Consider the following 16,267-nt stretch of genomic DNA (forward strand, 5'->3'; position numbering starts at 1 on the left):
GTATCAAATGCCTAAGCACAAGCACAGGTAAAACTTATCGCCTCAAAAGCTCAATTCACCTATGCTAGGCAAAGGTATATAACCGCAAGAAATTAAAACAAGGGACTGTAATGACAATAAACAAGCTAGCAACCTGCTTACTACTGAGCGGCCTTAGCCTGCCGACGTACGCAGAAATTGATAGAGCCTGGCTAGAGCTGGGCATGGGGACTTTAGGGCCAAGCGGAAAAATCAAGATCGCCAATAATAACTGGGGCTGGAGCATAGGCTTGACTAAATATAAAGATGAAATTGGTGGTTACCTGCACAGCACGGAGTATTATGACAGCGACACTTTAGAAAGCTTTGAGCCCAAAATGCATGTTGTGGATATCTCACGCACATGGGGTAAAGCTGGCCGTTTCGGCTATATTGATCTTAGCACCGGCTTAGCTTTTGCCAACGGTGTGCACTCCGAGAACTGCGATAAAAACCGAGAAAAAGAATATTCAGGCTTTTTCAGCCGTACAACAGAAAAACTTTGCGACAAACAAGAAGGCAACAAAGTCGGCATACCCCTGTCTGCAACAGCCGCATTTGGTAAATACGGCGGCCTTGGTTTGCAGGCTAATGCCTTTGTCAGTGACGGCTATATAAAAGGCCAAGTGGCCCTGATCATAAGCCTCGGCGCCTTCACCAAGTAAGCTACTGCGGCCACTCAATAAACTTCTCACCGCCTTTGCGAATCGCTTTGCTTTTATTGGCGGAAGAGTCACCTGTATCGATAAATTCAAACACTTTGATATTGCCAGTACGGGCCGATACCTCACAGGTCACATATACGTCCGCAGCGTTTTTACCAGAACCGAGGCTAGCCACCATAAACACTTTAAAGGCGTTTTCGAGTTCGTCGTAACGCGAGCTGTGCATATCAACGTAGTGCTGAGTTAAATCACTCGCAAATTCGGAGCGCAATTCATCTTCACAAAGAAGACTTGCGTCAGTAAAGGTGTGGTTTTGATAGGCTACTTTCTCTAGTGCCTGACGTTTTTCAAGCTCAATATTTACCATCACCGTAACCGTACTGGCCAATACAACCAATACGGCACCTGCAATTACAAAAATACTCTGCTGCCTACGGCTTAAATTCATTTATTTTCCAGCCTTTTAGGCTGCTTGGCCACGACGGCACAAGCTTTACCTATCCCTATTAACTGTAGAAGTTAATTACAGCCCTTATCAAGCACATAAAACAAAGCGTAAATACTAAGACTATTACGCCAAGCCCAATTGTGTATAGAATCCCCTGATAACTAACGATGTTTAAAGGTGGCAAGTATGCTCGAATTTCAGCAACAGGATGCGTGTGAGGCTCAGCTCTATATAGAAGAGACCGATGCAACTCTGCCAGGTAAGCTCAACCCAAATACTCGTTATGCCTTTTTTAGCACCATCGCCAAAGGCGGCAAGTCGCTGATTAAAAGCTGTCGCGATCTACACCTGCGCCGCACGGTTTGCTACAAAACCCTAAGGCCGGAATTTATCGACAACGAGATCGAGAACAAGCGCCTGCTGCGTGAAGCGCGTATATCGGCCCTGCTTCAGCACCCCAATACCATTCCAACCTACGAGCTCGGGCGCGACAGTCGCGGCAACCTTTATTTCACCATGAAGCTTGTGCACGGTTACACCTTGCGTGAGATTCTCAATTACCGCGATCGCTATGATCTAAGCCAGTTAATGGACGTCATTATGCAAGTCGGCCGCGCGCTGGCCTATGCGCATTCGCGCGGCGTACTTCACCGCGATATCAAACCCGAAAATATCCTAGTTGGCCCCTACGGCGAAGTACTGGTACTCGACTGGGGCCTAGCCAAAGTCTGGTCCAAAGACAAAGAACAGCTCGAAGACGACACCGAGGTAGACGAGGTTGAAGCCGAACCGGGCATGACGGGCGAAGGTAAATTACAGGGTACAGTGATGTATATGTCACCCGAACAAATAGATAGAGACCCAAAGATCAGCTTCAACTCAGATATCTACAGTCTGGGCGCAATTATTTACGAATCTTTGACCGGTGTTACACCTTTTCAAGGCGATATTGTGCAAAGCTTGTTACAACAGATTCGCGATGACTTACCAACAGACCCAAGGACAGCGAATAAAACTCGAGTGCCCGATGCCTTAGCCGAATTGTGCATGCAGTGCCTACAAAAAGACGCCGCAACCCGCCCTAATGCCAATGAACTAATTCAACGACTACAAAGTGGCTGGTAATAACACCAAACTAGCACCTTACCAACAGTAACTAATATCAACAGCCTATGGCCCATATCGACTTTCAAACCCTTGCTCATCTCGACCACGAGCAACCCTCGGGCGAACTGCATTGGGAAAGCGCCAGTGACACCCATGTTGGCCGTGTGCGCCACATAAATGAAGATGCTTATTTTGATGCCAGCGAGCTGAATATCTGGGCAGTAGCGGATGGTATGGGCGGTATGGGCCGAGGTGACTATGCCAGCAAGGCCGTCATCAAAGCCCTAATGCACTTTGCTTGGCAAGGCGGTATTTGCGCCAGCCTGGCAAACCTCGAAGAAAAACTTATCGACGCCCACTACACCTGCCAAACGGCTTTTAGAAACAAAAAACCCGGTAGCACGGTCGCCGCCTTAATGACCAAAGATCACTACTGTTTCTTTCTGTGGGCTGGTGATAGTCGTATCTACCGCCTGAGAGATGGTCTGCTTGAACAACTTACAAGAGACCACAGTCTAGCCCAGCAGAAAGTCGACCAAGGTTTACTCAGCCCAGAAGAAGCTGTCAATCACCCCTCGGCTCACAAGCTGACTCGCGCCATAGGAGCCAACCGAGAATTGAAGCTCGACTTGGGCTTTAGTCCAACGCAAGCAGGGGATCGCTTCTTAGTTTGCAGCGATGGTTTATATAACCATGTCTCGGATGAAGAAATTCAAAGCTATTTAGGGCAGAATACGCCCGCGGCTACGCTAGGAGCAATGATAGATCGGGCTCTAGACTGCGGAGGGCGAGATAACATTACCGCCATTGTTGTAGAAGCATCTGAACCGACAAACTAAGCACAGGTCAAAACTGGTGCACCATAAACAGAGAGGCACCAATATGGTGCTTACCTAATATAAAAATCCTCTTTACTACGCGCAGAGCTCGGAAATACAAGCCTATAAGTAATAAGGTCAAGTCAGTATTTGTGCGCCTTAACAGGGCGTTTTAGATAGATTGAAAACTGTTTAAGGAAAGTTGGAACAGAACTTGCGATTAAGAATCCCATTAACGACCGGGCCAGAGCCTAGTCAATCATTCAAAACCCCTTATTGGAGTGAAACTCAATATGAAAAGTAAGTTGGAATACATCTGGCTTGACGGCTACCAGCCAACCCAAAGCATGCGTAGTAAAACTATGGTACGCAACAACTTCGGTGGCACTTTAGAAGAATGTCCTATGTGGTCTTTCGACGGTTCTTCTACCGAGCAAGCTGACGGTAACGACTCTGACTGCCTGCTTAAGCCTGTAGCGATTATCCCTGATCCAGACCGTTCTAACGCTTACTTAGTAATGACTGAAGTTCTTAACGCTGACGGCACTCCTCACGTAAGTAACGGTCGTGCAACCATCGACGAAGCAGAAGACGATGACGATTTCTGGTTCGGTTTTGAAGCTGAATACTTCTTGTGGGATACCACTACTGACCGCCCACCTGGTTTCCCTGCCGGTGGTTTCCCTGACCCACAAGGCCCTTACTACTGCTCAGTCGGTGCTAAAAACGCTTTCGGTCGTGAAATCATCGAAGAGCACATGGACCTTTGTCTTGAAGCGGGCCTTAACCTTGAAGGTATCAACGCTGAAGTTGCTGCTGGCCAGTGGGAATTCCAAATCTTCGCTAAAGGCGCCAAGCGCGCTGGTGACGAAATCTGGTTGGGCCGCTACTTGCTAGAGCGCACTGCTGAGAAATACGGTTACGCAATCGAGTGGCATCCGAAGCCTCTTGGTGATACTGACTGGAACGGTTCTGGTATGCACGCTAACTTCTCTAACGGCGCAATGCGTGACAACGGTGACGAGGCTGTATTCACCGCGATCTGTGAAGAGTTCGGTAAAAACATCGAACGTCACATCAGCGTTTATGGTGCAGACAACCACCAACGCTTGACTGGTAAGCACGAAACTCAAGCTATCGACGAATTCAGCTACGGCGTATCGGACCGCGGCGCATCTATCCGCATCCCTGTTGGCACTGTTGAAGATGGCTGGAAAGGTCGTCTTGAAGACCGTCGCCCTGCTTCTAACGCAGATCCATACAAGGTTGCTGCTGCAATCGTTAAAACAACTAACGAAGCTATGGCTAAATACAGCTAAGCGACCTTTAGTAGTTTTATAAAAAGCCGAGCCTAAGCTCGGTTTTTTTATGTCTGTAATTCCTATATTTATACCATTGATCACCGTTCAGCGAAGAACCTAGCACTAGCATCCTGACGACCAACAATGACTTAGCCCCTCATCAAGAGCATAAAAAAAGGCCAGACAGGCCCTTTTGCTTTAACCATATAATCACAAGGATCAGAGTAAAACCTCACTCAGGTTTATAAACACTCACTTGGGTAAAGCCCTCTTCTTGCATGTGCACTGCATGCAACTGGCTCATCACCCCTTTGTCACAATAAAGTGCGTAGGCTTGACCTTTATCCAGCTCATGCATACGGCTATTTAAGCTGTAAAAAGGAATATGTAACTGCCTTTCGAGCCTAAGCGGTTTTCTATCCACCTCGTCAGGGTGGCGAATATCAATAATAGTTAGACCACTATCGACATCACTGGACACCGCAACCGGCTCAACACCTACTGCAACATCACTCATCACCTCGTCGATACTCTGAGCTTTACTATCGGCAATCGCTTGCTCAAGCACTGAGGGGTCCAATAAAGCTTCCTCGGCAAGTAATTTGCCCATGTTCACACTTGATGAAGGCTTAACTGAAATCACACCACAGTACTCGGGAATCGCCGCGCTGAATTCTTCGGTACCAATTTTACGACTCAGGTTGATAATCTCGGGCTTATCCATACAAATCAACGGGCGCAAAATCAATTTCTCGCTGACTTTTTCAATTGCCGCCAGATTGTGCAGGGTTTGTGAGCTGACCTGAGAGATAGCCTCACCAGTGACAATAGCGTTAATTTTGGCTCTATCAGCCACTTGACTAGCGGCCCTATACATCATTCGCTTGAGCACCACACCCATATTGGAAGGGCCAACATGCTGAAGAATTTGCTCAACCACACCTTCAAAAGGCACGCTAATAAACTTCACTCGGTGAGAGGAACCAAACTTATTCCACAGATAGAAAGCAACTTCTTTAACGGCTAACTCGTGCTCGCGCCCGCCTAAGTTAAAAAAGCAAAAATGGGTTTTCATACCTCGGCGCATCAACATATAAGAGGCCACCGTCGAATCAAAGCCACCACTGACTAGCGATAATACATCTTCATCCTGAGTACCAAGCGGAAAACCGCCGAGGCCTTGTGTTCGCTCTTCAACCACATAAAGCACATCGTCTTTAATTTCTAGAGCCACGCTCACATCGGGATTTTTTAGCTTCACCCCAACTGCTTCGGTATTTTGATTAAGACCACCACCCACATAGCGCTCTATCTCTATAGAGTTCCATTCATGCTGGCCACTGCGTTTTACACGCACACAAAAGGTCTTACCCTTGAGCCTGTCTTTCCAGAATTCAAGCGCAACCTGATAGATATCATCAAGGGTTTCAAATTTGTGAGCACTAACCCGCGTAAAGTGAGCAATACCCGGAGTAGATGCAAGCATCGCACTGAGCTCGGCATCGAGATGAGGCCCCTGCCCCTTGGCCCGAACGACTATCCTGTCCCAATCTAAAATCACCGCAGTATTTTCATCGATACGGCGAGCCAATATACGTAGATTGTCAGTGAGCTTTTTACACCAGCGCTTACGCACAGGCTTACTCTTAATCATAATCTCAGGAAAAAGGCGAACGATATATTGCATGATAATTAGGGCTATAGATAAATAGAAAAAGGGGCCGACAAGGAGCCAAGTCGAGGAGCGCTATAGTACCGAACTTGAAGAACGATGCGTAGCGTGAATAACAGCCTACTAGTGCAAGTTCATGCAATATATGACGCAGCGATAATACAGCTAGCTACAAATTTCACAAAAGAGACAACTAGGAGCCCCTCAAGAAGCCCCTGTCACAACAACAAATAAGTGGCGACGGAAACGGTTAACAGCGCCCTATCTTTGTTTTAAGATGCACGCTCCTTAGGAGGTGGCGACGGCCACGTTCCATTTAATTAATCTTGACTAGGCCATAGTCTGTAGGAATCTAATATGTCAGAGAAAACTCTGAATTTGATCAAAGAGAGCGAAGCCCGCTGGGTTGACCTGCGCTTCACCGATACTAAAGGTAAAGAGCAACACGTAACCATCCCTGTTTCTGAAGTAGGCGAGAGCTTCTTCGAAGAAGGCAAAATGTTCGACGGCTCTTCAATTGCCGGCTGGAAAGGCATTAACGAATCAGACATGATTCTTATGCCAGACGACGAAGCGTCATTGCTTGACCCTTTCAGTGATGAGCCTACTGTTATCGTTCGTTGTAACATCGTTGAGCCAACCACTGGCCAAGGTTACGAGCGTGACCCACGTTCAATCGCAGCTCGCGCTGAAGAGTACTTGAAGTCAACTGGTCTTGGCGACGCAGCTTACTTCGGTCCTGAACCTGAGTTCTTCGTATTTGACGACATCAAGTGGGGCTCAGACATGAGCGGCTGCTTCTACAAAATCTCTTCTGAAGAAGCTGCTTGGTCTTCAGAGCGTGCTTTCGACGACGGCAACATGGGTCACCGCCCAGGTGTTAAAGGCGGTTACTTCCCAGTACCTCCAGTCGACAGCCTTCAAGACATCCGTGGCTCTATGTGTAACGCTATGGAAGAAATGGGTCTTGAGATTGAAGTTCACCACCACGAAGTTGGTACTGCTGGTCAGTGTGAAATCGGTGTTGGCGCTAACACTCTAGTTAAGAAAGCTGATGAAGTTCAGGTTCTTAAGTACTGTGTACACAACGTTGCTCACGCTTACGGCAAAACAGCGACTTTCATGCCTAAGCCTATCGTTGGCGACAACGGTTCTGGTATGCACGTTCACCAGTCTTTCGTTAAAGACGGTGTTAACCAGTTCGCTGGTGACGTTTACGCCGGCCTAAGTGAAACTGCTTTGTTCTACGTTGGTGGTATCATCAAGCACGCTAAAGCGCTTAACGCTTTCTGTAACGCTTCTACCAACTCATACAAGCGCTTGGTTCCAGGCTTCGAAGCTCCAGTAATTCTTGCTTACTCTGCTCGTAACCGTTCTGCTTCTATCCGTATTCCTTACGTTGTATCTGCTAAAGGTAAGCGTATCGAGACTCGCTTCCCTGATCCAACAGCTAACCCATACTTGTGTTTCGCTGCTTTGTTGATGGCTGGTCTTGACGGTGTTAAGAACAAAATCCACCCTGGCGACGCAGCAGACAAAGATCTTTACGACCTTCCTGCTGAAGAGCTTGCTGAGTACCCAACTGTTGCTGCTTCACTTGAAGAAGCATTGGCTGCTCTTGACGCGGACCGTGAGTTCTTGACTGCTGGTGGTGTATTCACCGACGACGCTATCGACGCTTACATCGCGTTGAAAGAAGAAGAAGTTGAGAAACTTAACATGACAACTCACCCAGTTGAGTTCGACATGTACTACAGCGTTTAATCTGCAAGATTAAACAGTTGTGAAAAAAAGCCGGCCTTGTGCCGGCTTTTTTGATTTAAGAGCACATCAAATGTACGACTGCCACGGCACCCAGTGGGCATGCTAATGGCGGAAGTGCAGGTAATGCAGGAGCAATTGCCTGCCTACTCAGTTTAATTGCCTCGCAATTAAACTGTTTTTAAAAAACCTAAGCTATATAGATATAGTCCTGCCCAGTTAACCCTATCCTTTTTTATCTAAATGCCCAAGTCCACGCTCAGGAGCAATGACATCACGAATACATTGTTTTAACTGTTTAACATCTGGAAAACCGCCATCTACTTTCCTGTCCCATACTAGTTGCTCATTTACTCTAATCTGAAACACTCCACCTGTACCGGGCTTTAGCACCATCTCATCGATCTCTTCCGTAAACGTCGTTAAGAGCTCCTGAGCCATCCAAGAACTGCGTAACAACCACTGACACAAACGGCAATAATGTATCTCCACCCTATTTGCCATAAACTCCCCCTTATTAATAACTGCACAGATAGTGCTTTATATTACCCAAGCTCGACAAATGCTTTTTCTACAAGGACAATAAGCTCAAGCCACGTTAATGGATGAACGATGAAAAACCTGCTTATGCCTTTTGCTTTTTTTAGTGCACTGAGCTGCGCTCAAGCCTCCACCCAAGTGCATGCCCAAGTATATGAAAGCACTGACAAACAAGGAGTAACGAGCTTTAGTGATCAGGCGAGCAAAGGCGCACAAGAACGACAAATTCAACCTAGCAATATGGCTGATGCACCTACGATCAATAACAGGGCAGACAGTAAACCAAACGATAAAGCTCTAGAAGCGCCTTATATAAATATCAGTGAACCCACTGATGGCAGCCAAATTCCACCCTCTGTACAAGAGCTTACATTCACTTGGCAAAGCAATGTTGCCAAAGAAGAGATAGCGCGCATACAACTATGGATGGATCATCGAGTTGTTGCCGAGACCACATCCACAAAAAGCATCAGTCTGCCTTTAGCACTACCCCAGCGTGGACAGCGCCATTTTCATATACATGTGCTCGATGAGCAGGGTAATACCATTACCCAAAGTAAGAATATTAGCTTGCATATACTTCGCGCAGGACAAGGTAAAGCACGCTAATAGGGCAAAGATCAACAACACCAAACATTAAGCACAAAATTGGTGCAAATCACCTAGGCAGGGCTCACTTCTTCATCTATCATGAGGCGTAATTCACTGCGCCTTTTTATCTTTTATCTTAAAAAGGTGCTTTACAAGAATATAAATCAACTCGACAAAAAATCGATAAGCACTTGATTAATATAGAATTAATATAATAAAAGCATTTCCCGCACTGAAATTGCGCGCAGATAGTGATCACGTTTAGAACTGACACGAATAATTGGTTTGGTTCTTGCAAAACAGCCTGTACTTATTGGTGCAATATTTATGCAAAACGTCCATTTCGATAAAGTATTAGACAACCTACTGACTGCCATTGTGGTCATGGATGCCAACCTGAACATCCAGTACATCAATGCTGCGGCCGAAAATCTGCTTAGTGTCAGCGGCATGCACACGCATGGTAAAAACTTTAATGATTACTTTTGCGAAAACGACGACACACCTTATAGCATTCAAGACGCTCTTAAACGTGGGGTAAATTTCACTAAGCGCCGCGCCCGCTGGCAACTAAGTAATGCCCGTGAAATGACCGTTGACTACACTGTTACTCCCGATGCCGATGATGGCTTTGTGGTACTCGAAGCTCACCCCTTAGATCGTTTATTACGTATCAGTCGCGACGAAGCGTGGATTGCATCTCAAGAAACCACCAATAATATGGTGCGTTCGATGGCCCACGAAATTAAAAACCCACTAGGAGGCATTCGTGGAGCAGCACAGCTCTTATCTCGCGAATTAAGCGGTCACGATCTAGACGAGTTCACCAAAATTATTATTGATGAAACCGATAGACTACGACGCTTAACCGACCGCATGCTTGGACCAAACAAGCCTGTTGCCCATAAGCCCATTAATATCCATGAAATCCTTGAGCACATTGTTTCAGTTGCCCGCTTAGACGCACCTGAACACATTCAGATTATTAAAGATTATGACCCTAGTATTCCCGATCTTCTCGGTGACAAGGAACAATTAATCCAAGCTATTTTGAATATCGTCAATAATGCTGTTCAAGCACTCAGCGAGAATAATATTGAACATGGCTGCGTAAACTTAAAAACACGAATACGCCGCCGCTTTACCATCGGCCGTAAAAACCATCAGCTAATAGCCGAGCTCAGTGTTATTGATAATGGTCCAGGTATTCCACCTGAACTTATCGAAGATATCTTCTTTCCGATGATTACCGGCCGAGCAGAAGGCACAGGACTCGGCTTAGCCATTTCACAGAACCTAATTACCCGTCATGAAGGCTTGATCGAATGCTCAAGTGTTCCCGGCAAAACAGAATTTAAGATGTACCTACCTTTGGGAAATACAAATGCGTAAGGCAAATAAAGTTTGGATCATAGACGACGACAGATCGATACGCTGGGTGCTTGAAAAAGCCCTTCAGCAAAGTCGCATTGAAATTGAAAGCTTTGACTCAGGTGACGCCGCCTTACGCCGCCTAGCTATTGCACAGCCAGATGCGATTATTAGTGACGTGCGTATGCCCGGCATCGATGGCCTCAGCATGCTAAGCAAGATTCACGAAAGCCATCCTAACCTGCCTATTATCATCATGACTGCGCATAGTGATTTAGACAGTGCCGTATCGGCCTACCAAGGCGGGGCATTTGAATATTTACCTAAACCTTTTGATGTTGACGAAGCCGTTGCCGTTACTCAACGCGCCCTAGCCCATGCTGATGAGCAAGCAGGCGAAAGCATTGAAGCCCCCGTTGCTGAAGCAACGGAAATTATTGGTGAAGCGCCTGCCATGCAGGAAGTGTTTCGCGCAATTGGCCGCTTAAGCCAAAGTAATATCACTGTATTAATTAATGGTGAAAGTGGTACAGGTAAAGAGCTCGTTGCTCGCGCCTTACATAATCACAGTCCTCGTAAAGACGGCCCCTTCATTGCTCTAAATATGGCGGCTATTCCACAAGAACTTATTGAGAGTGAATTATTTGGTCACGAAAAAGGAGCTTTTACCGGTGCTGGCGCACAGCGTGTAGGCCGTTTTCAACAAAGTGACGGAGGCACCTTATTTTTAGACGAAATTGGTGATATGCCTGCCGAAACTCAAACCCGATTGTTACGAGTGTTGGCCGACGGTGAATTTTACCGCGTTGGTGGCCACACCCCTGTAAAAGTAGATGTACGAATTATTGCAGCGACTCATCAAGACCTAGAGGGCTTAGTCGAGAAAAATCAGTTCCGAGAAGATCTTTTCCACCGCTTAAATGTCATTCGTATTCACTTACCTAAGCTGGCAAATCGACGTGAAGACATTCCTCGCTTAGCCCAACACTTTTTACATAGAGCAGCAGCAGAACTAGGCGTTGAACCCAAAATCCTTACTGCCGAGAGCGAAGACTATCTTGCAGGCCTTGGCTGGCCGGGCAACGTCAGGCAGCTCGAAAACACCTGCCGCTGGATTACTGTTATGGCTTCTGGTCGCGAAGTCCATATCCAAGATTTACCACCAGAATTAAAAACCAGTAAAAGTGACGAAGCCCCCACAGGTGATTGGGATAAAGCTCTTAGACACTGGGCCGACCAAGCATTGGGGCGTGGTGAAAGCGACATTCTAAGCGGAGCAGTACCCACCTTTGAGAAAGCATTAATTGAAACTGCACTTAAACATACGGCAGGCCGTAAACGCGATGCCGCCAATCTACTAGGCTGGGGCCGAAATACGCTAACGAGAAAGCTAAAAGAATTAGGCATGAGCACAGCCAACGAGGAATAAGGCTTATTGACCCCATTGTTAACGGCAGCTTAGGCTGCCATTTTTATTTATAAGTTCAATTCGTTTCCGCCTTATAGAGAATAACCTCCATGCTATGATGAGTAGCCACGGTAAATTGAGCGATCCGCAAAAGGACTTATACATCATGCGCACTAGTCAGTACCTGATCTTCCGACTTAGCTCTTTATTGTTAAGCCTGCTACTAACTTCTTGCGCTAACTTGCCTGAAAACAACCAACAAGTTCCCAGCACAGCAATAAGCTATGATGAAAGCTCTGAAACAACACTTGCTAAAAGCGTAAACGAAAGACGTAAACAGCAACAAGCCAGTGACGAACTTACAGGCATGCTATTACTCGATAATGGTTTAGATGCCATGGTCGCACGCATAGCTTTAGTTCGGCTCGCTGAACGTAGCTTAGACGTTCAATATTATCTTTATCACAGCGACTTAAGTGGCAGTTTATTAACCTATGAACTATGGCATGCAGCTGAACGAGGAGTTCGTGTTCGTTTATTATTAGACGACATGGACATGGCAGGTAAGGACAAAAACCTTGCCGTGCTCAACAAGCACCCCAATATAGAAATACGCTTATTTAATCCATTCATTCGCGGTAAAAACCGCACCACTCAATTTATTACTCGGTTTGGCTCTGTCACCCGCCGCGCTCATAACAAAGCCCTTATCGCAGACAATCAAGTAGCTATTATTGGTGGACGCAATATTGGCGATGAATACTTTGATGCCAATGCCAATATGGCTTTTGGAGATTTAGATGTCACTCTAACCAACCCCGGCGCACAGCAAGTCAGTGAAGAGTTTGACCTTTACTGGAATAACCAACTTGCCTATCCAATTAGCACATTAAGTAAGTACCAAGCGAGCGAAGATGACTTACTTGAGGCGCAAAAAAAGGTAGAAGCATTTGCTGTTAAAAATAAAGACAATGTTTATTTTAAAAGCCTAGCTAACAGCGGAATCCTCAAACGAACCAAAGCAGGGGAAAACAATTACCACTGGGGAGAAGTTGATATCCTTTATGACAACCCAGATAAAATCTCATCAGATCGAGATAAAACCGAATACCATCTTGCCCCGAAATTATTACCTCATATCGAATCTGTTCAACATCAACTACTGGTCATCTCGCCCTATTTTGTTCCAGGTAAAGAAGGTGTTGAATTTTTTAGTGATTTAGAACAACGAGGCGTGGATGTAAAGATTCTTACCAACTCTTTAACCTCCAACGACGTACCAGCCGTTCACGCTGGCTATTCCCGCTACCGAAAAAAGCTACTTAAAGCAGGTATAGAGCTCTACGAACTAGATAAAACCTTATTAGAACGAAATTATCAAAGAGAAAAGAGTAGCACTACCCGTGAAGGGGTAAAAGGTTCACAAGCCAGCCTACATGCAAAATATTTTGTTATGGATAAGAGCCACGCCTTTATAGGCTCGCTAAACTTAGACCCTCGATCCGTAGTTGAAAACACAGAAATTGGCGCAGTCATTATATCCGAACAACTAGCAAACTATCTTGCCAACAGCTTTGATGAGCGTATCGACAGCGTCGCTTTTAAACTCAGCTTAGAAGACAATAAAATTCACTGGGAAAGAAAAACAGAAAACGGTTCCACTTTAGAGTTCGACAAAGAGCCCTACAGCACATGGTGGGATAGGTTTAGCATTGGTTTTATGCGGCTACTACCTGGCGAATCACAACTTTAAACCCAATAAAGGCTGGCTGTGTTAATGAAATACACAGCCAAGCCTTTACCCAGCAAACTCATATAAGAATAAGCGACTTAATTGTTTAGCTAAATCGTACTTTTCTGCATCCGAAGGAGCTGATCGATATTGTAATAACTGAGGCCAAAATAGTCGTCCTTTAATCGTTGCAACCAGCCAAGATTCAAGTTCCTCAGCGCTTTCAGCTTTTAATAGCCCCTCTTTCAAGGCCTTCTGCAAAAAAACAAGCAAAGCACCTTCAGGTTTATTTAGCTTATTTTGAACCTCAGACAAGTCAACATCATTATTTAAAGTGGCCGCTAATACAATCTTACTTATATTGATTAAATCAGGATTACAAAGCATATTAATTTTCCCCAGCAACAGCTGCACCAGCTGTTCAGAAAAATCACTATCTTCATCAACTACGACACCATGTTCATCAAATAAAAGCATCATAGATTCTAAGATATGGAAGAATAGAGCCTCTTTATTTTCAAAATGCTTATACACGGTGCGCTTACTTACTTCAGCTTTAGCCGCAATGTCATCTACACGGGTTTTGCCATAACCTTGCTCTAAAAAAAGAGCGATAGCCGCATCAACAATAGCCTGATGTTTAAGTTCTGTTCGCTTCATACTTATTTCAACCTAAACATACATACATCCCTTAAAATAGACTCGCTCATGCGATGAGCAACATCAAACTCCTTAAGCTCAAAACCGGCATGTTCAAATACTGTTTTTAATAACGATCGTTTAGGATTTAAAGCATTAAAAGACAGCACCAAGACAGCGTTCTTTTTCATGCACTGACGCCAAACATCTGCGCACTTTTCAAGTACATCAATAGGGTTGCGGCTGCCATCCGAACTGAGATGTTGAACACCGTAGGGAATATCACTCACAAGCAAGTCAAACTTTTCTTGGCTTAACAACTGCAAGGCATCAGCTGAATCACCAATAATAAGGCGTGCGCTAGAATCATGAGCAGAAAACTCTAAGAACTTTCCGGTATTTTTCTTATTTTTTTGATTAACAAAACCTTCACTCAACTTATGCTTTTGGCGATGTAACTTCGACCATTTTTTCACGTTACGGCGCACATCCTCTAAGGCCTTAACATCTTGCTCTATACCCTTGGCATTTAAACCGTAGCGCATAGCCCATAACAATGTCGTGCCTCGACCACACATCGGGTCTAGCAACTTGAGCTTCTGTCCTGACTGGTAATCTAACTCAGCTAAGGCAACATTAATGAGTAACTGCGTTAAACGCTCATTGGTTTTACCTTTGTACTTACTTCCAAATACAAAGTCATCATGCAGCAAAAAACCATCGTCTTGGGCCAGAGGAATTAAGGCTTCCCCCACTAATTCATAAAGCCCCTGTACAAAGCTAAGACGCTTAAGACGCTGTAAGTCCAAGCCCTCTTCGGCTGAAATAATAAAGAATTCGAGTGAAGCACACTGCCACAACTTGTAGCTCAAACCCTCACCTAGTAATTGCTTCAACTCCCTCTCTGCAACTTGTAGATAGTTGGCGAAGTACGCTTGCTTAGCCTCTGGAGATATCTGTAACGCAAGTCTATTCATACTCAATGCAACGATATTAGTAAATTTACATTATACAAAAAAAATACACTCAAGGGTTTACTTTTACAGGGCAGCAAGTAAACTCACCAGTGTACTTATTAAGAAGCATGCTTATGAAGGCCTTACTAGTTATCGCTGCCATCACAATTGGAGTTGTACTTATGACAAGCCCCCAGCTCACTTTCACAGAAGAACAAAGAGTGTGGAACAAACAGCAGTCGAAGCAGTGGCTTAACGGCCGTTTTCACAACACTAAGACCGCTGAAATGAGCAGCTTATGGGAAATGACCAAAGGTCACTTTCGCCAGCCTAATATTGATACCAACCCCGATGCGGCCATACCTGTCGAAAGCATCAGCCCTGTGCAACTTGCTAATTTAGACCCTGACGAGAGCAGCCTATTTAGGCTGGGGCACAGCAGTATTTTGCTACATATGAACGAGCAATTTATCTTAATCGACCCCGTATTTAGCGAGCGCGCCTCCCCCCTATCTTTCCTTGGTCCTAAACGCTTTCACCAACCGCCAATTGAAATGGAAGCACTGCCATATATCGACGCCTTAATTATTTCCCACAATCATTACGACCACCTCGATAAAGCCAGTATCAAAGCCCTGCGACACAAAGTTGGTCAGTTCTTTGTACCACTAGGCCTTGGTCAAACATTAAAGAAGTGGGGAGTTGAAACCAATAAAATCACCGAGCTGGACTGGTGGCAAAGCGCCTATAGCAAGACGATTAAACTAACGGCAACTCCAGCTCAACACTTCTCAGGCCGAAGCATCACCGATAGAGACAAGACCCTTTGGGCTTCTTGGTCTATTGAAGGTAGTAATAAGATTTTCTTCAGCGGCGACAGTGGCTATTTTGAAGGCTTTAAAGAAATAGGGGAACGCCTGGGGCCTTTTGATATAAGCCTTATGGAAACAGGGGCTTACAATGAACTTTGGCAAGGTGTGCATATGATGCCCGAGCAAAGTATCCAAGCTCACTTGGATGTCAGGGCAAGCTATTTTTTACCCATACATAACGGCACATTCAAGTTAAGTTTTCACCCTTGGTATGATCCTTTTGATCAGGCGCTCTCACTGAGCGAGCAATACAATGTGAACTTACTGACACCACGAATAGGCCAACACGTTTCAGTACAGCAACCCAAAATGCAAGATCGATGGTGGCAAGCATTAAAAAACAAACCTCAAGATAGGTAAATCATCGA

15 protein-coding genes are annotated in these 16,267 nt (G+C 45.3%); 10 read left to right on the forward strand and 5 right to left on the reverse strand.

Annotated features, from left to right (window positions below; translation table 11 throughout):
- Positions 1-110 precede the first annotated feature (110 nt).
- Entirely contained in the window at positions 111-683 is a 573-nt protein-coding gene (locus tag AB1S55_RS03185; protein ID WP_370980345.1) for a hypothetical protein, read from the forward strand.
- A gap of 1 nt (position 684) precedes the next feature.
- Here AB1S55_RS03185 and AB1S55_RS03190 read toward each other — a convergent pair whose 3' ends face one another.
- Entirely contained in the window at positions 685-1,131 is a 447-nt protein-coding gene (locus AB1S55_RS03190) for a hypothetical protein (RefSeq protein ID WP_370980346.1), read from the reverse strand.
- Between the two features lie 186 nt (positions 1,132-1,317).
- Here AB1S55_RS03190 and AB1S55_RS03195 point away from each other — a divergent pair, with 186 nt between their 5' ends.
- The 3 genes from AB1S55_RS03195 (at position 1,318) to AB1S55_RS03205 (ending at position 4,375) form a co-directional block, all read left to right on the forward strand.
- Positions 1,318-2,256: a serine/threonine protein kinase gene (locus AB1S55_RS03195; RefSeq protein WP_370980347.1), complete on the forward strand. Its 939-nt coding sequence runs from the start codon at positions 1,318-1,320 to the stop codon at positions 2,254-2,256.
- 47 nt (positions 2,257-2,303) lie between these two features.
- Entirely contained in the window at positions 2,304-3,077 is a 774-nt protein-coding gene (locus AB1S55_RS03200; protein ID WP_370980348.1) for a PP2C family serine/threonine-protein phosphatase, read from the forward strand.
- Positions 3,078-3,349: 272 nt separating this feature from the next.
- A complete protein-coding gene (locus tag AB1S55_RS03205; RefSeq protein ID WP_370980349.1) occupies positions 3,350-4,375 on the forward strand; it encodes a glutamine synthetase beta-grasp domain-containing protein in 1,026 nt (341 codons plus the stop codon).
- 214 nt (positions 4,376-4,589) lie between these two features.
- On the opposite strand, the gene thiI is transcribed toward AB1S55_RS03205, so the two are convergent.
- The gene (gene thiI / locus AB1S55_RS03210; RefSeq protein ID WP_370980350.1) at positions 4,590-6,044 is read right to left on the reverse strand and encodes a tRNA uracil 4-sulfurtransferase ThiI; all 1,455 of its coding nucleotides are present in this window, start codon (positions 6,042-6,044) and stop codon (positions 4,590-4,592) included.
- A gap of 342 nt (positions 6,045-6,386) precedes the next feature.
- Here thiI and glnA point away from each other — a divergent pair, with 342 nt between their 5' ends.
- Positions 6,387-7,793 carry a glutamate--ammonia ligase gene (gene glnA / locus AB1S55_RS03215; protein WP_370980351.1) on the forward strand — a complete coding sequence of 469 codons (1,407 nt, stop codon included), beginning with the start codon at positions 6,387-6,389 and terminating at the stop codon, positions 7,791-7,793.
- Positions 7,794-8,015: 222 nt separating this feature from the next.
- Here the strand turns inward: glnA and AB1S55_RS03220 are convergent, their stop codons facing one another.
- A complete protein-coding gene (locus AB1S55_RS03220; RefSeq protein WP_370980352.1) occupies positions 8,016-8,294 on the reverse strand; it encodes a SelT/SelW/SelH family protein in 279 nt (92 codons plus the stop codon).
- A 108-nt stretch (positions 8,295-8,402) separates the two neighbouring features.
- Between AB1S55_RS03220 and AB1S55_RS03225 the strand changes: the two genes are divergently transcribed.
- The 4 genes from AB1S55_RS03225 to AB1S55_RS03240 all read left to right on the forward strand — a co-directional run bounded on the left by AB1S55_RS03225 (position 8,403) and on the right by AB1S55_RS03240 (position 13,453).
- Complete coding sequence (locus AB1S55_RS03225) at positions 8,403-8,939, forward strand: DUF4124 domain-containing protein (protein ID WP_370980353.1); 537 nt, start codon at positions 8,403-8,405, stop codon at positions 8,937-8,939.
- A gap of 309 nt (positions 8,940-9,248) precedes the next feature.
- Positions 9,249-10,313, forward strand: a complete 1,065-nt coding sequence (gene glnL / locus AB1S55_RS03230; RefSeq protein ID WP_370980354.1) for a nitrogen regulation protein NR(II) — start codon at positions 9,249-9,251, stop codon at positions 10,311-10,313.
- Entirely contained in the window at positions 10,306-11,721 is a 1,416-nt protein-coding gene (gene ntrC / locus AB1S55_RS03235) for a nitrogen regulation protein NR(I) (protein ID WP_370980355.1), read from the forward strand. Before glnL ends, ntrC begins: the two co-directional genes overlap by 8 nt.
- Positions 11,722-11,866: 145 nt before the next feature.
- Positions 11,867-13,453: a phospholipase D family protein gene (locus AB1S55_RS03240; RefSeq protein ID WP_370980356.1), complete on the forward strand. Its 1,587-nt coding sequence runs from the start codon at positions 11,867-11,869 to the stop codon at positions 13,451-13,453.
- Between the two features lie 45 nt (positions 13,454-13,498).
- Here AB1S55_RS03240 and AB1S55_RS03245 read toward each other — a convergent pair whose 3' ends face one another.
- Positions 13,499-14,092, reverse strand: a complete 594-nt coding sequence (locus tag AB1S55_RS03245; protein ID WP_370980357.1) for a TetR/AcrR family transcriptional regulator — start codon at positions 14,090-14,092, stop codon at positions 13,499-13,501.
- Positions 14,093-14,094: 2 nt separating this feature from the next.
- Positions 14,095-15,048 (reverse strand): TRM11 family methyltransferase, encoded by a 954-nt coding sequence (locus AB1S55_RS03250; protein WP_370980358.1) that lies wholly within the window; start codon positions 15,046-15,048, stop codon positions 14,095-14,097.
- A 113-nt stretch (positions 15,049-15,161) separates the two neighbouring features.
- Between AB1S55_RS03250 and AB1S55_RS03255 the strand changes: the two genes are divergently transcribed.
- A complete protein-coding gene (locus AB1S55_RS03255; RefSeq protein WP_370980360.1) occupies positions 15,162-16,259 on the forward strand; it encodes an MBL fold metallo-hydrolase in 1,098 nt (365 codons plus the stop codon).
- The last annotated feature ends 8 nt before the right edge of the window (positions 16,260-16,267 follow it).

Origin of the sequence: Agaribacterium sp. ZY112 (assembly GCF_041346925.1) — a bacterium.
Classification (GTDB): domain Bacteria; phylum Pseudomonadota; class Gammaproteobacteria; order Pseudomonadales; family Cellvibrionaceae; genus Agaribacterium.

Bases quoted from the DNA above. Each gene is read 5' to 3' on its own strand.
- AB1S55_RS03185 (WP_370980345.1), top strand. From the start codon at position 111: ATGACAATAAACAAGCTAGCAACCTGCTTACTACTGAGCGGCCTTAGC.
- AB1S55_RS03190 (WP_370980346.1), bottom strand. From the start codon at position 1,131: ATGAATTTAAGCCGTAGGCAGCAGAGTATTTTTGTAATTGCAGGTGCC.
- AB1S55_RS03195 (WP_370980347.1), top strand. From the start codon at position 1,318: ATGCTCGAATTTCAGCAACAGGATGCGTGTGAGGCTCAGCTCTATATA.
- AB1S55_RS03200 (WP_370980348.1), top strand. From the start codon at position 2,304: ATGGCCCATATCGACTTTCAAACCCTTGCTCATCTCGACCACGAGCAA.
- AB1S55_RS03205 (WP_370980349.1), top strand. From the start codon at position 3,350: ATGAAAAGTAAGTTGGAATACATCTGGCTTGACGGCTACCAGCCAACC.
- thiI (WP_370980350.1), bottom strand. From the start codon at position 6,044: ATGCAATATATCGTTCGCCTTTTTCCTGAGATTATGATTAAGAGTAAG.
- glnA (WP_370980351.1), top strand. From the start codon at position 6,387: ATGTCAGAGAAAACTCTGAATTTGATCAAAGAGAGCGAAGCCCGCTGG.
- AB1S55_RS03220 (WP_370980352.1), bottom strand. From the start codon at position 8,294: ATGGCAAATAGGGTGGAGATACATTATTGCCGTTTGTGTCAGTGGTTG.
- AB1S55_RS03225 (WP_370980353.1), top strand. From the start codon at position 8,403: ATGAAAAACCTGCTTATGCCTTTTGCTTTTTTTAGTGCACTGAGCTGC.
- glnL (WP_370980354.1), top strand. From the start codon at position 9,249: ATGCAAAACGTCCATTTCGATAAAGTATTAGACAACCTACTGACTGCC.
- ntrC (WP_370980355.1), top strand. From the start codon at position 10,306: ATGCGTAAGGCAAATAAAGTTTGGATCATAGACGACGACAGATCGATA.
- AB1S55_RS03240 (WP_370980356.1), top strand. From the start codon at position 11,867: ATGCGCACTAGTCAGTACCTGATCTTCCGACTTAGCTCTTTATTGTTA.
- AB1S55_RS03245 (WP_370980357.1), bottom strand. From the start codon at position 14,092: ATGAAGCGAACAGAACTTAAACATCAGGCTATTGTTGATGCGGCTATC.
- AB1S55_RS03250 (WP_370980358.1), bottom strand. From the start codon at position 15,048: ATGAATAGACTTGCGTTACAGATATCTCCAGAGGCTAAGCAAGCGTAC.
- AB1S55_RS03255 (WP_370980360.1), top strand. From the start codon at position 15,162: ATGAAGGCCTTACTAGTTATCGCTGCCATCACAATTGGAGTTGTACTT.